The 12574-nt window shown below is 72.5% G+C and carries 15 protein-coding genes; 5 read left to right on the top strand and 10 right to left on the bottom strand.

Annotation, left to right across the window (positions count from 1 at the left end; all coding sequences use genetic code 11):
- The first annotated feature begins 235 nt into the window (after window positions 1–235).
- Window positions 236–811, top strand: coding sequence for a hypothetical protein (locus ACIRRH_RS29610; protein WP_403073486.1), 576 nt, complete (start codon window positions 236–238; stop codon window positions 809–811).
- A gap of 154 nt (window positions 812–965) precedes the next feature.
- Here ACIRRH_RS29610 and ACIRRH_RS29605 read toward each other — a convergent pair whose 3' ends face one another.
- On the bottom strand, window positions 966–2204 hold the full coding sequence (locus ACIRRH_RS29605) for a radical SAM protein (RefSeq protein WP_403073484.1): 1239 nt from the start codon (window positions 2202–2204) through the stop codon (window positions 966–968).
- 39 nt (window positions 2205–2243) lie between these two features.
- Window positions 2244–2978, bottom strand: a complete 735-nt coding sequence (locus ACIRRH_RS29600) for a hypothetical protein (RefSeq protein ID WP_403073482.1) — start codon at window positions 2976–2978, stop codon at window positions 2244–2246.
- 157 nt (window positions 2979–3135) lie between these two features.
- Here ACIRRH_RS29600 and ACIRRH_RS29595 point away from each other — a divergent pair, with 157 nt between their 5' ends.
- Window positions 3136–3507, top strand: coding sequence for a DUF397 domain-containing protein (locus ACIRRH_RS29595; RefSeq protein ID WP_403073480.1), 372 nt, complete (start codon window positions 3136–3138; stop codon window positions 3505–3507).
- Here the strand turns inward: ACIRRH_RS29595 and ACIRRH_RS29590 are convergent.
- Together ACIRRH_RS29590 and ACIRRH_RS29585 are read right to left on the bottom strand one after the other, a co-directional pair.
- Window positions 3440–3892: a MarR family winged helix-turn-helix transcriptional regulator gene (locus ACIRRH_RS29590; protein ID WP_403073478.1), complete on the bottom strand. Its 453-nt coding sequence runs from the start codon at window positions 3890–3892 to the stop codon at window positions 3440–3442. The two genes, ACIRRH_RS29595 and ACIRRH_RS29590, sit on opposite strands and share 68 nt — an antisense overlap.
- 108 nt (window positions 3893–4000) lie before the next feature.
- Complete coding sequence (locus ACIRRH_RS29585) at window positions 4001–5380, bottom strand: DUF3533 domain-containing protein (protein WP_403073476.1); 1380 nt, start codon at window positions 5378–5380, stop codon at window positions 4001–4003.
- A gap of 272 nt (window positions 5381–5652) precedes the next feature.
- On the opposite strand from ACIRRH_RS29585, the gene ACIRRH_RS29580 reads away from it, so the two are divergent.
- Entirely contained in the window at window positions 5653–6288 is a 636-nt protein-coding gene (locus ACIRRH_RS29580) for a MerR family transcriptional regulator (protein ID WP_403073474.1), read from the top strand.
- Between the two features lie 52 nt (window positions 6289–6340).
- Here ACIRRH_RS29580 and lysA read toward each other — a convergent pair whose 3' ends face one another.
- Together lysA and ACIRRH_RS29570 are read right to left on the bottom strand one after the other, a co-directional pair.
- Window positions 6341–7705 (bottom strand): diaminopimelate decarboxylase, encoded by a 1365-nt coding sequence (gene lysA, locus ACIRRH_RS29575; RefSeq protein ID WP_403073472.1) that lies wholly within the window; start codon window positions 7703–7705, stop codon window positions 6341–6343.
- Between the two features lie 16 nt (window positions 7706–7721).
- On the bottom strand, window positions 7722–7889 hold the full coding sequence (locus ACIRRH_RS29570; RefSeq protein WP_403073470.1) for a hypothetical protein: 168 nt from the start codon (window positions 7887–7889) through the stop codon (window positions 7722–7724).
- Between the two features lie 386 nt (window positions 7890–8275).
- On the opposite strand from ACIRRH_RS29570, the gene ACIRRH_RS29565 reads away from it, so the two are divergent.
- Window positions 8276–8764 carry a universal stress protein gene (locus ACIRRH_RS29565; protein ID WP_403073468.1) on the top strand — a complete coding sequence of 163 codons (489 nt, stop codon included), beginning with the start codon at window positions 8276–8278 and terminating at the stop codon, window positions 8762–8764.
- Between the two features lie 75 nt (window positions 8765–8839).
- Here the strand turns inward: ACIRRH_RS29565 and ACIRRH_RS29560 are convergent, their stop codons facing one another.
- Window positions 8840–9973, bottom strand: a complete 1134-nt coding sequence (locus tag ACIRRH_RS29560; RefSeq protein WP_403073466.1) for an alpha/beta hydrolase — start codon at window positions 9971–9973, stop codon at window positions 8840–8842.
- Window positions 9974–10413: 440 nt separating this feature from the next.
- On the opposite strand from ACIRRH_RS29560, the gene ACIRRH_RS29555 reads away from it, so the two are divergent.
- The gene (locus tag ACIRRH_RS29555) at window positions 10414–10875 is read left to right on the top strand and encodes a hypothetical protein (protein WP_403073464.1); all 462 of its coding nucleotides are present in this window, start codon (window positions 10414–10416) and stop codon (window positions 10873–10875) included.
- A 19-nt stretch (window positions 10876–10894) separates the two neighbouring features.
- On the opposite strand, the gene ACIRRH_RS29550 is transcribed toward ACIRRH_RS29555, so the two are convergent.
- The 3 genes from ACIRRH_RS29550 to ACIRRH_RS29540 form a co-directional block, all read right to left on the bottom strand.
- Window positions 10895–11524 (bottom strand): hypothetical protein, encoded by a 630-nt coding sequence (locus ACIRRH_RS29550; protein ID WP_403073462.1) that lies wholly within the window; start codon window positions 11522–11524, stop codon window positions 10895–10897.
- A 167-nt stretch (window positions 11525–11691) separates the two neighbouring features.
- Window positions 11692–12102, bottom strand: coding sequence for a cupredoxin domain-containing protein (locus tag ACIRRH_RS29545; protein ID WP_403073460.1), 411 nt, complete (start codon window positions 12100–12102; stop codon window positions 11692–11694).
- Window positions 12102–12548: a hypothetical protein gene (locus tag ACIRRH_RS29540; protein ID WP_403073458.1), complete on the bottom strand. Its 447-nt coding sequence runs from the start codon at window positions 12546–12548 to the stop codon at window positions 12102–12104. The genes ACIRRH_RS29545 and ACIRRH_RS29540 overlap by 1 nt, the downstream gene beginning before the upstream one ends.
- Between the last annotated feature and the right edge of the window lie 26 nt (window positions 12549–12574).

Raw genomic sequence — 12574 nt, 5'->3', positions numbered from 1 at the left:
CCCGCCCTTGCGCCCTCCCGCGAGGACGGACGGTGGCCGGTGGATCCCGGAGCGGTTTCCGGCCAGGTTTGTCATGTATCCCTCCGGCACCGACCGACCCACCGTTTGCCCGACTAGGGTCGGTCCAGCTCCGCAGCACGGCGCCGCACGGCCCTCGCGCGGCGCGTCGCGGACCCGTCGATTGGACCGGTGAGAAGTGAACATCAAGTATCGCCACGTGCTCGGTCGTTCATGGATGGCGGCAGTCCGGGGCCGGCTCGCCGCCGCGGCGGGGGTGGTCACCCTGCTGGTGGCCGTCCTCACCGGCGCAGCTGCCGGCACGGCCGGTGCGGCGCCGGCGGCGGCACCGGTCGCCGCCGTCCAGGCGTCGCCCGGGTGGGTCTGTCCCGGTACGCCCATCCCTGCCGGCTACGTGATCACCCAGCGCCAGCCGAGCGGGTGCAACAACGCCGGTGCCTGGTACATCCAGCCTGTGCAGAACGGCATCTGGACCTGCGCCACCTCGCCGATTCCCCCCGGCTACGTGATCACCCTCCACAACGCCACCGGCTGCAGCGGCATCGACTACTGGTTCCTGGAGCTGGCCCGCGACGGCCAGTACACCTGTGCCGGTTCGCCGATCCCGCCCGGCTACGTGCTCACCGGCCACATGAACTCCGGCTGCGGCAACATCGGCTCGTGGTTCCAGCAACTGGCCCGCGTCGGCGAGTACATGTGCCCCTACCAGCCCGTTCCGGCCGGCTTCCGCGCCGGCGCCTACAACGCGAGCATGTGCAGCGGCCTCGGGGGCTGGTACCTGCTCGCCGCCTGATCCGATCGCCGCCGGCAGGCACCGCACAGCACGGGGTGCCTGCCGGCGGCGCACCTGTTCCGAGAATCCACTGTCGCGCGTCACGGCGGTCCACGCACCGCCGCACCGGCGCACCGCCGGTCGGGCGCCGCCGGAGGAGAGCGAAGGAGCGGGTTCAGTCCTCCGCAGGCAGAGCAGCCCCGTCGGCACGGGGGAAGACCGTCCCCGGGGTGACCGGAATCCCGCGGGACATCGCCTCGAAGTCCAGGATCGGGTGGGTCAGGATCTCCTCGACCTCGTCGGTCAGGAGGTTGCCCAGGATGAACTCCTCCTCCGCGCCCGACCCGAAGGTGACGACCTGCCCGCTCGACTGGATCATCCAGTTCAGCAGCTCCCGTTCGCTGCTCTCCGCGAGGTGGATCTCCCGGCCGGGGTGGTCGCGCCGGATCCCCTCCACGACCGCGCGGACGTCCTCCACCGCCACCCCGAGCCTGCGGACCGTGGCCGGCGACGCCCGTCGGCCCCACCACTGGAAGATCACCCATTGGGCGACCGAGGGGTGGGACATGATCTCGGCGGCGAGCTCGGGCAGCTGGTGGAGGTTCTCGGCGCTCGCCACGGTGTGCACCCGCACCCGGTCGAAGCCCTCGGCATCGCACAGGGCGAGGGAGTCCAGGAGCACTCGGAGGAGGTCGGCGTCCGGGCTGCGGCGGAAGGCCCGCTGCACGTCCGCGGTGACGGCGTCCAGCGGCAGCCGCAGCGAGGACAGCCCCCGCAACCGGGCGAGCTTCCCGGCGGTGAGCGTGTAGCCGGTGGTGTCCAGGCCGACCTTGAGGCCGGCCTCGATGGCGTGGTCGACCACGTCGAAGATCGGCGGCCACAGCAGCGGGTCCCCGCCGGCCAGGACCAGGTCGGTGGTCCCGTGCGCAGCCAGCTTCCCGACGATCCGCCGGGCCTGGGCGAGGTCGATCTGCTCCGCGGCGAACGGGTTGTAGCAGCCCTGGCAGGACATCGGGCAACGGTTGTTGATCGACCAGTTGACCCGCCGGACGCGACGGCCCGTACGCGACCGGTCGGCCCGGCTGCGGATCCCGGCCACCAGGTGGGCCAGGCGCCGGGCCTGCGGGAGGGTGGCGCCGGTGAGCAGCTCCCCGGCCCGTTCGACGGCGGCCGCGGTGGCGTTGTTCTGGAGCAGCAGGAACGCCAGGCGCCACCGCATGGTCTCGTCCGCCGGGCCTTCACGCAGGGCCTGTTCGGCCCGCTCGGTCAGGGCGCCGAGGTAGACCGGGTTGAAGTTGGCCGGCTCCAGGCGGCGTTGGAATTCGTCGGCTATCGACCCACGCTCCAACGACCTGTCGTAGCCGGCCCGCAACGGGTGCGGGGGCAGGATCTCCACGTGCTGCCGGGTGGACATGGGGTGCGCTCCAGGGTCGGTCAGTTCGGGAGGTGCCGGTCAGTTCGGCACGGACGGCAGCAGGATGACCATCGAGTCGGCGGAAGACAGTCCCATGCCCTCGACGAAGACCGCGTCGCGGACGAGCTGCGCGATGGCGGGATGCGTGGGGGCGTCGAGGTAGCGGGCGGTGGATTCGAGCGGGGTGACGCCGCGTTCGGCGATCAGGGTGCGCAGCGCGCGCGGGAGGTTGTCGAGGTCGTCGCGCATCTGCGCCAGGTCGAACCGGTCGGCCAGCCGCAGCGCGGCCCTGCGGGCCTTGGCGAGGTTGGTCGCCGGGTCCAGGATCGTCGCCTTCGCCAGGTAGTACGGGACGGGCTGCATCATCCAGGCCAACGCCGTGCGCGGGTCGTCCTCGTCGTGGCCGGGGCAGGAGAAGGCGTCCGGCCCGAGCCCGAGGCCGTCGCAGAACCACTCGGGCCGCATGCTGATCCGGTAGTGGGCGTGGCCGGCCTGCCGGAACGCCGGAAGCCTGGCGATGACGGACGTCGTCTCGATCCGGAAGGCGTCGGAGATCCGCCGCATCTTCCGTCCCACCACGGCACGGGTTTCCGGCACGTCCGCGTCCTCGGCCACGACGTGGACCAGGTCGAGATTGGAGACGATGTCGCCGCTCGCCCCCGTGCGATGGTCTCCACGGGCCAACGAGCCGGTCGCCGCCACCGACATGTCGGTCACGTCGGCGAACTCGCGGGCCAGCTCCTGGAACAACAGGGGGACGTCTTCGGGTCTCACGTGGCTCCTCGGGTGTCGGCGGCGGCGAAGGTGAGATCCTTCACCCTCTCTTCCAAGTCCGGTTACATCGTGGAGAGTTCGCATTCAGGCGGGCAGCCTAACAGCGGCCCGCCACAAACGGTCGAGTTCGCACCGACCACCCCACGTGTCATGACTGATGGCCCGACAGAAACGTGAGTACGAGCTCAGACAAGAGGGTGAGCACACGACCTGGCCGGAGATCTCCGCTCGCGGCTGGTACAAGAGCAGCTACAACGAGCGGGCGAACGACTGCGTGGAGACCGGGCTCACCGTCAACAGCGGCATGGCCGTGCGGGACTCGAAGGACACAAGCGGCCCGGCACTCGTCGTCTCCCCCGACGCATGGACGGCGTTCGTCACCGCGATCAAGGCCGGCGAACTCCAACGCCTGAACACACCTGCGCGAGAAGTCGGCCCACCCGACTTCTCGCGCAGCCTTGTCAGAGCGCCTCTGGTGCGTCGGCCGGGTGCTCCAGTGAGCGCTCCAGACTGTCGGCCAGCTTCGTGAGGACCCGGTGTTCGTCGGCGTCGAGCGTCGCCGTCAACTGCTCTTCGACCGCGTAGTAGTGGGCGAGGAGGCGGTCGACGAGGTCGACGCCGCGATCGGTGAGCCTGAGGTGGATGATGCGGCGGTCGCGGTCGTCGCGCTCCCTGGTGATCAGCCCCTCCTTCTCCAGCCTGTCCGCGCGGACGGTCATCCCTGAGCAGGTGACCATGTCGAGGGCGGCCAGTTGACCGGTGGTCAGCCGGTGGGAGGGGCCGGCCTGGCGCAGGGTGACGAGCACGTGGAAGTTGGCGGCGGTGAGCCCGTGCTCCTTGAGGGCGGGCTCCAGCCGGGCCTTCCAGAGCACGGCGATCCGGTAGAGGCGGCCGAGCGGTCGCAGGGGTGGCACGGGGGCCTTCCAGTTGGTCGTTTTGCCGGGTGCGCAGGCAGGGCTGCCTGCGGCCTGCGGGTCCGACGCCGGCGATCCCTGCCGGCGTCGGACCGGTCCACGAAGTGGTCAGCCGGCCGGGGCGAGCTCCGGTGCCGGCGGGTGGGGCGCGGCAGCGCGGTGCAGGCCCTTGCGGTCGTAGAGGTGGGTGACCGCGAGGCCGACGGCGAGGGAGACCGCGAAGCCGATGCCGACCATGGTCCAGGCGCGGCCGAGTCCGGCGTCGGCCTGCGCGTCGAAGTAGAGGATGGACCGGACGCCGTCGACGACCTGGCGGAAGGGCTCGAAGTCGGCCAGGAACCGGTAGAAGTCGGGCAGTGCCTGGAGCGGGATGGTGGCACCCGCGGACGGGATGGCCAGGCCGATCAGCACGAGCATGGAGACGATGGGGCCCGGGGTGCCGAAGGCGGCGAGCAGGGCGAGAGCGGTGACGCCCATCGCGGCCGTGGCGCAGCTGCCGAAGATCCACAGCTGCAGCAGGTGGGAGGCGTCGATGCCGATGACGCCGACCGCGGCGGCCATGGCCAGTGCGGAGGTCGCCATCGACAGGACGACCATGAGGACCGAGCCGACGGCGAAGTGGCGTACCCGGCTGAGGTGCCGGAGCGGTTTGGCGGTGCGGACCGGGCCCTTGTCGCTGGCCATGTAGCCGAGTGCGGTGTCCAGCTGGGTGTGGATGACGTTGGCGCCGAGCATGCCGCCCAGGACGAGGACGAGGGTGTAGAAGAACGCGCTCAGCCCGAGGCCGCTGTGCTGCCCGAGCGGGTGGCCCTCCTGGACCGTGGCCCTGACGGGGTCGGCGATCATCAGCTGCGCGGCGGCGCCGGGCGCGGCGGGCTTGGCAGCGGCGCCCGGTGCGGCGGACCTGGCAGCAGTGCCGGGCGCGGCCTGGTGTTCGGCCTGGTGACTCAGCTGCTGGGCGAGCTGCCGGCCCACCTGGGCCGAGGTGGTCTGGACGACCTTGCGGTTGATCTCGGAAGCCATGGAGGAGCCGAAGCTTCCGGCGCCGGGGTTGGTCAGCACGGTCATGGTCGGCGGGTGCGGCTCGTGCTGGAGCGGGCCGGCGAGGGCGGCCACGGAGGCGGAGAAGTCCTCCGGGATGACGAGTGCGCCGAACACCTTGTCCTTGGCCAGGAGCTCGTCGGCGGTCCGGCGGTCGACCTCTTTCCAGGCCACCTTGCCCTTCAGGTCGGCCGCTTGGGTGATCTGCGGGGTGATCTGCTCGCCCAGGTTGACCTGCTGCCCCGCGATCCGGGTGCCCTGGTCCGCGTTGACCACCGCGATCGGCAGGTCCTTCATCGAGCCGGCCGGATCGTTGTTGGCACCCGTGTACAGCAGCGACAGGACGAACGACAGCAGGCCGAGGGTCAGCGCCGACCGCAGCCAGAGGCCCTTTCCGCGCAGCAGCCCACGGGCGCTCGCCCTGGGGGCGTGGGTCGGCTCAGACATTCCGCCCCCCTCGGTGGCGCGGCGCGACAGGGGCCTGCTCGTGGCACCTGGTTCCGATGGGGCGTGGGGCTGGCATGGTGCTCCAGTTGCGAGGTGGCGCCGAGGACGGCGCTCAGGGTTCGGCAGCGAAGGGGGTTTCCGGCGTCGTGTCTGGTCAGCCGACTATTGGAAACCTTCACTTTCTAGCTCGATAGTGACACTACCGAATGCGTGCGTCCATTCGGGAGCCTGGGAGACTGGTCACACACCGAACCGTCCGAACGAGTGAGCGCATGAGGATCTCCGACCTGAGCCGCCTGACCGGAACACCGGTCGGGACCATCAAGTACTACCTGCGGGAAGGCCTGCTGCCGCCCGGCCGATCCCTCGGCGCCACCCTGACCCTGTACGGCGACGAACACGTTCAGCGCCTGCGTCTGATCCGCGCCATGACCGCCCGCGGCGGCCTGTCCATCGCCGCCACCCGCGACGTCCTCACCGCGATCGACCAGCCGCTCGAACCGCTGGACACGCTCCGCGTCGTCCACTACGCCCTGCCCACCCCGGTCGATGCCGCCGAGACCGACGCGGTCGACGAGCACGCTCCGCAGGTCGACCGGCTGCTGGACGCCATGGGATGGGACATCTCCGAGGAGTCGCCGCACCGCAGGGCACTCGCCGCGAGCCTGATGGACCTCAGCCGCCTCGGCATGGAGTACAGCACCGAGGAACTGCTGCCCTATGCCGAACTGGCCGCCGCCGCGGCCCGGCTGGACTTCGGCCGGATCGAGGGCATCGAGGACCGCCTCCGGCTCGCCGAGCACGCCGCGATCGTCGTCCTGCTCCTCGAACCCGTTCTGGCGGTCCTGCGGCGCCTCGCCCAGGAGGACGAGTCCCACCGCCGTACGGCCTGGGCCCGCAGCGGCTGAACGCGTGCGCGCGAGAAGTCGGCCGGGCCGGCTTCTCGCGCAACCGCCCCCCTCAGCGGCCGACTTCGCGCAGACGGAAGTCCTCGACCGTCTCCCTCCTGATCAGCAACCGGGCCCGGCCGTCCTTCACCGCCACCACCGCCGGGCGGCCGACCAGGTTGTAGCCCGACGCCATCGACAGCTGGTACGCGCCGGCCGCCGGCACCGCCAGCAGGTCGCCCGGGCGCAGGTCGGCGGGCAGCGCGGCATCCCGGACCAGCACGTCCCCGGCCTCGCAGTGGCGGCCGACCACGTCCACCCTCGCCTCCCCCGCCTCCGAGTGGCGGCCGACCAGCCGTACGGTGTACGGCGATCCGTACAGCGCCGGACGCGGGTTGTCGCTCATGCCGCCGTCCACCGCGGCGAAGCAGCGGCCGTCCGCGGTGTGCTTGACGGACAGCACCCGGTACACCGCGACCGCCGCCGGTCCGGCGATCGCGCGGCCGGGTTCGACGATCAGCCGGGGCACCTCCAACCCGGCCTCGGCGCAGCGCACCGCCAGCCGGTCGGTCACCCGCACCGCGAACTCCGCGAGGTCCAACTCCTCGTCCCCTACGGGCAGGTAGCGGATGCCGTGACCACCGCCGAGGTCCAGCTCCGGCAGTTCCACGCCGTGCCGCTCCCGCGCCTCGGCAAGCAGCCGTACCAGCGCGTCCACCGCGAGCAGGTAGGGCTCAGGCGACGTGATCTGGGAGCCCAAGTGGCAGTGCAAGCCCGCCAGTTCGAGCCCCGGCTGGTCGAGCACCCGGGCGATGGCGTCGGCGGCATCGCCGCCCTGGATCGGGAAGCCGAACTTCTGCCCGCCGGCCCCGGTCCGGACCGCCGCATGATGCCCGGCGGCGATCCCCGGGACCACCCGGACCAGCACCTTCTGCGGCGTGTCCGCGGCCACCAGCGCGGCCAGCCTCGCGATCTCCGCCGAGCCGTCGATGACGATCCGCCCGACCCGCAGCCTCCGGGCCAGCCGCAGCTCCTCCGGGGACTTCGCGTTGCCGTGCAGCAGGATCCGCTGCGCCGGGAAGCCGGCCGAGACCGCCAGCCACAGCTCGCCCGACGAGCAGACGTCCAGCCCCAGCCCCTCCTGTTCCACCCAGTCGGCCATCGCGCTGCACAGGAAGGCCTTGGCCGCGTACAGCACCTCGGTGTGCGGCAGCGCCCGCCGGTACGCCCGGGCTCGCCCCCGGACCTCGGCCTCGTCCAGCACGTACAGCGGGGTACCGAACCGTTCGGCGGCCTCGGCCAGCCCCACCCCGCCGACCACGGCCTCGCCGCCGCGGCCGGGCCGCGCCGAGGCCGGCCAGGGTCCGCCGAGGGCATCGGCGGGGGCGGTGGGGGCGTTGGGGGCGTTGGGGGCGGGTCGGGCGATGAGCTGGGTCATGGCGGGGCTCCTCGGATCAGTCTTCGAACTGCATCGCGATGCGGCAGTGCGTCGGGCGGCTTCGGTCGTGGGCGGGGGCGGGCTCCGGGGTCCGCCCCGGCGGCTCCGGGGCGGCGGCCCGGCGATCGACCAGCGGCACCACGGGTCGCAGCGGCTGTTCGACGGCAAGGGCGGTGTCGGTCATGGCGGGGTCCCTTCGGGTCGTGGGCCGTACGGCCGGACGCGTGCCGTCCGGCCGTACCCCTCCAGTGGAGACCCTCCGCAGACCGACCGCACCCGTCCTTGACGCATGGCGTACGTCCCGGCCGCCGTCCTTGACGCCCTTCTGACAGCGGGTTCCTCGGCATCGAGGCGATCGACCTGCTGACGCAGTTCGCGCCGGGCCTGGGCCGAGAGACCCCCGACGGGCCTGTCAGAAGGCCGTCAAGATGTGTGCGACCTGCGTCATGGTGGCGTCAGAGGCGGTACGGACCGGTCCGTTCCGGGGTTCACTGGTGTCGTCCGAAGCGAGGAGCACCGACCCGGCAGCGCCCGATGGAGAGCCTGCCGGAGAGACGGAGGCGAACGGCCATGACCGGGACCACCCGAGTGATCGTCGGCCTGAGCGGATCGCTGAGCAGTCTGGCCGCCCTCTACCACGCCGTCGGTGAGGCGGCCCGGAGCCAGGCGGTGCTGGTGCCCGTCGCCGCCTGGACCGCCGCGAACGAGCGGGACGAGCGGCGCCCGATCTCCGAACCGGAGCACGCCGCCCGCCGGCGCCTCGACGTCGCCTTCGAGCAGGCCTACGGCGGCTACCCGTCCGGCCTGGTCGTCCACCCCCTGGTGGTCAACGCCGAGCCCGGCCCCGCCCTGGTCGGCGCCGTCACCTGCCCGGAGGACCTGCTCGTGCTCGGCGCCGCCACCCGCCGCCGTCTGGACCGTCTGCGGCACGGCTCGGTCGCCCGCCACTGCCGCCACCGGGCCGGCTGCCGGGTGGTCGAGGTCTCGCCCTCGGCCCTCCTCACCCGCCTCGAACTCCCGGCCCGCACCGGCGCGCCGCTGCCCCTCCTGGCCCGCTGAAGTCACCCCGCCGGCCCGCTGAGAACGCTACGCCGGCCCACCGTTTCGCCGCCGGCGCCCCTCGCGCCCCGGACGCTACGCCGGGTCGCGCAGGTGGGCGCTGAACCAGCCGAGGGCAGGCGGGATCAGCCGGTCCCAGGTGGTGAAGTTGTGGCCACCCGTGTCGACCGTCTCCTGAACGACCACGAGCGGCGGGCGGGCAGCGGCGGCGAAGGCACTGGAGTCGGCGTAGGTGCTGCCGTCCTGCTTGCTGCCCGCGAGCAGCACCGCGAGGGGCGGCATCGGCAGGTGGGCCAGGCGCCAGTCGAGGTCCGCCTCGGCGCGGCGCTGTGCGCTGCCGCCGAAGAGGTCACCCGTCGTGACGTCCTCCGCCGCCTTGAAGTAGCCGGAGAGCGAGACCGCGACCGAGAAGGTCTCCGGGTGCTCCATGCCCAGCTTGACCGCGCAGTAGCCGCCGGTCGAGTCGCCGACGATGCCCAGGCTGCCCGTTCCGTCCAGCACCCGGTAGGAGGCCCGCAGGTCGGCGGGCACGTCGGTGGTGAAGTAGCGCTGCGCCTGCGGCCCGTTGGGGATGTCCTCGCACTCGCTGTCCCGGGGCATGGTCGGCGAGGGACGCATCAGCACCAGGACGGTCGGCTTCATCGCCCCCGTGCGCAGCAGGTCGAGTTCGGTGGCCGGGTAGCGGAGCTTGGTGACCAGGTTCGTGGCGTCGCCGGGGAAGCCGGTCATCACCAGCGCGGCCGGGAAGTGCCTTGCCCCGCCGCCTGGTTGGAAGTACTGCGGCGGCAGGTAGACGTAGCCGTCGGTGCTGAGCCCGGTCGTGCTGCCGGGCAGCCGGACCTGCTCCAGCCGGCCGATCCGGGCCGGATCGCGGTTGACCGCCCCCGCACCGGTGATGTCCGCCCTGCCCAGGACCTGTACGCCGACCGGACCCGCGCCGGCGCCTGCGCCCGTCGTGTGGATCACGCCCGCACCGTGCTCGTGCCCGAGCAGGTCGGACCAGCTGCTGTAGAAGACGAAGTAGTCGTTGACGGCGAGCCCCAGCAGGGCCAGCAGGGCCAGTTGCGTGACGGCGATGGTGCCGAGCCGCAGGAACATCGCCGGCCAGCTCCGGACGGCGAGCCGGGGCCAGACCCAGAGCGTGCCGAGCACCGTGAGCACCGCGAGCAGTGCCACCAGCGCCAGCAGCTTGTGACTGGTGAGTCCCATCGGCCCCGGCCTCCCGTACCACTGTGGCCCCTCTACCACTGTGGACCTCCGGCGCACGCAATCGGAGCCCGGCACTCAGAGTGGCCAGGCCGGCACCCCTTGACGCGCCACGGCAAGCCGGGGTTCCGCAACTTCGACAATCCTGTCGAAGTTGGCATGCCCGAGCTATGCTGACCCGAAGCCCGCCCGCGGCCGGGCCCCACCCCGTCGACGATCACACCGCACAGGTGCGACCGACCGGAAGGAGGTGCGGTCCGAACCTCCAACAGGCGGCCAACCGGCCTTCCACATCGCTTTCTTGACGGTTCGTCAATTCCGATCCGCGATTTCACCGCCTGAGCCGCGACGCGTGCCCCGGGCCGCTCACCGCCGTTGTACGGAAGGTGAATCGCCGCGCCCGCCCGAAACCCCCGGCCACCCCGCCGAGGAAGAGGTTCCGCATGACGACGTCCCGGACCCACCCGCGCCCCGCCGAGGCCGCGGTGCTGCTCACCGTGCTCGGCCTGCTCGTCCTGGAGGAGATCGCCCTCGGCATGGCCGAGGAGGAGGACCGCCCCGTCATCGGCGGCATCCTGATCGGCGCCTCCGGCGCCGGCCTGCTGGCGGTCGGCGCGGTACTGCTCAGCCGCTGGATCGACCTCCGCCGACCGCTCCCGCTCCCCCCGCTCGGCCCGAACGGCCGCGAGTACAGCGCCCGCGCCCTCGAAGGCTTCCCGATGGAGGCCGTCCGCCCCCTGCTGCTCGCCGAGAACGCACCCCAGCTCGGCCACCTGTACTCCGCCTGGATGCTCGCCCGGACCGGCCGCCCGGCCCCCTGGATCGCCCGCCGCCTGGCCATCCCCCCGGACGCCGCCCAGCTCCTGGTCGACGCCGCCCGCTCGGCAAGACTCGATCGGGCCTGATCAGCGCCGGCCGACCGGATCAGCGCCGCTGACCGGGCACCGTGTTCGCCTGCGACACCAGGTACGGCACCAGCCCGCGCTCCGCCAGCGCCGACCGCCAGGCGTCCCGCGCCAGCGGCAACTCCCCCGGCCCGTCCGCCGCTCCCCCGGCCTCCGACCCCCTCGACCGGGCCGCCCCCAGCAGCCCCAGCCCACCCACCAGCAGACTCACCGCGCCCACCCCGGCCGACACCCACCCGGCCTCCACCAGCGCGTGCGCCAGCACCTCCAGGTCCTCGACCAGCCCCAACAGGGAGCCCAGCAGCAGGAAGATCACCGCCGCCGTCACCGCGATGATCGGCACGACCACCCCCAGCACGCCCCACCATCCCGACGCCCGCTCCCGGGCCGGCACGTCCACCGGCAGCCGCGCCACCGCGTCCGCGTCCGCGTCCGCCCGTAGCGCCGCGTACCGCTCGTACTCCGGCGCCGCCGCGGCCAGCACGAACTCCGCGTTCTCCCGCGCCGTCCGCCGCAACCGCTCCACGCCCCGGGCCTCCTCCCCGCTCGCCCGCAACGCCGCCCGCACCTGCGGGGCCGCCAGCGCCCGCCCGAGCTCCGTCTCGAAGTCCGCCCGATCCTGCTGCGGCAGCCGAAGCGGCCTGTCCATGCTCGTCCCCGATCGTCGCCCCGTTTAGTTCTACAGAACTGTAGAACAAGGAGGCGGGTTGCAGCAGCCCTGTTCACGGGTGGATTCGGCGGTCAGGAGGGGCCGGCCACGGGGACCCGGGCGAGGGCGCCCCCGCGTGCGGGGCACGAGCGTGGGGCAATCGCGGTTCAGGCCACGGTCAGGATGCCGCGCATGAAGTGGTGGAAGGTGCAGAGGTAGGAGTACGCGCCGGGCTGGGTGGGGGCGGTGAGGGTGGCGGTGGCGCCGGGGGCGACCGGGCCGGTGTCGAAGCCGCCGTCCTGGGCGGTGAGGCTGTGGGCGGTGGTACCGGTGTTGGTCACGGTCACGACGGCGCCCGGGGCGGCGGTGAAGTCGCCCGGTTCGAAGGAGAAGTTGCGGATCGTCACGGTCCCGGTGAAGGGGCTGGGCGACGGGGCCGGATAGGACGGTTCGGACGGCGCCACGACGGGGCTGGTGGTCTCCTCCGGGCCCGGCGCCACGAACGAGCTGACGCAGCCGGTCAGGACGGGAGCGGCTGCGAGCAGCAGGAGGGCGGCGGCGCGAAGGAGCGGGCGCATCAGGCGGTGGTGAGCGCGACCCGCTTGGCGTCGGCGGCGGCGGGCGGGGTGGCGCCGATGTTGGAGACGGTGGCGGTGAGAACGGCGTCGACGCCCGGGAGCCAGTTGGTGGTCTTGGACTGGACGACGATCTGCCGCTGCTGCGGCGTCCCGTCGCAGATCACGTCCGCCTCCGCGGTCCGGTTGGAGCCGAAGGCGATGGAGGAGGTGTCCTCGGGGTCCTTCTGCTCCACCGAGACGGTGAGCGAGCGTGCCTCGTCCGCGACCGAGCAGACGTAGTCGACCTGTACCCGCACCCGGCCGGGGAGCTTGGGGTCGATGACCGCGGCACCGAGGGTGACGCTGGTGGCGGTGGGGTCCGAGTCGTCGGCCCGGGCGGGTATGGCGGCGCCGGTGAGACCGGTGAGGGCCGATGTGAGTACCGGCAGGATGATCCACCGCTGCACTGCAACCTCCTGGTCCGAGGACGTGT

Origin of the sequence: Kitasatospora sp. NPDC101235, from assembly GCF_044767505.1 — a bacterium.
GTDB lineage: Bacteria > Actinomycetota > Actinomycetes > Streptomycetales > Streptomycetaceae > Kitasatospora.
Note: the sequence above shows the minus strand (reverse complement) of the source record. Positions and strands in the feature narration are given on the sequence as shown.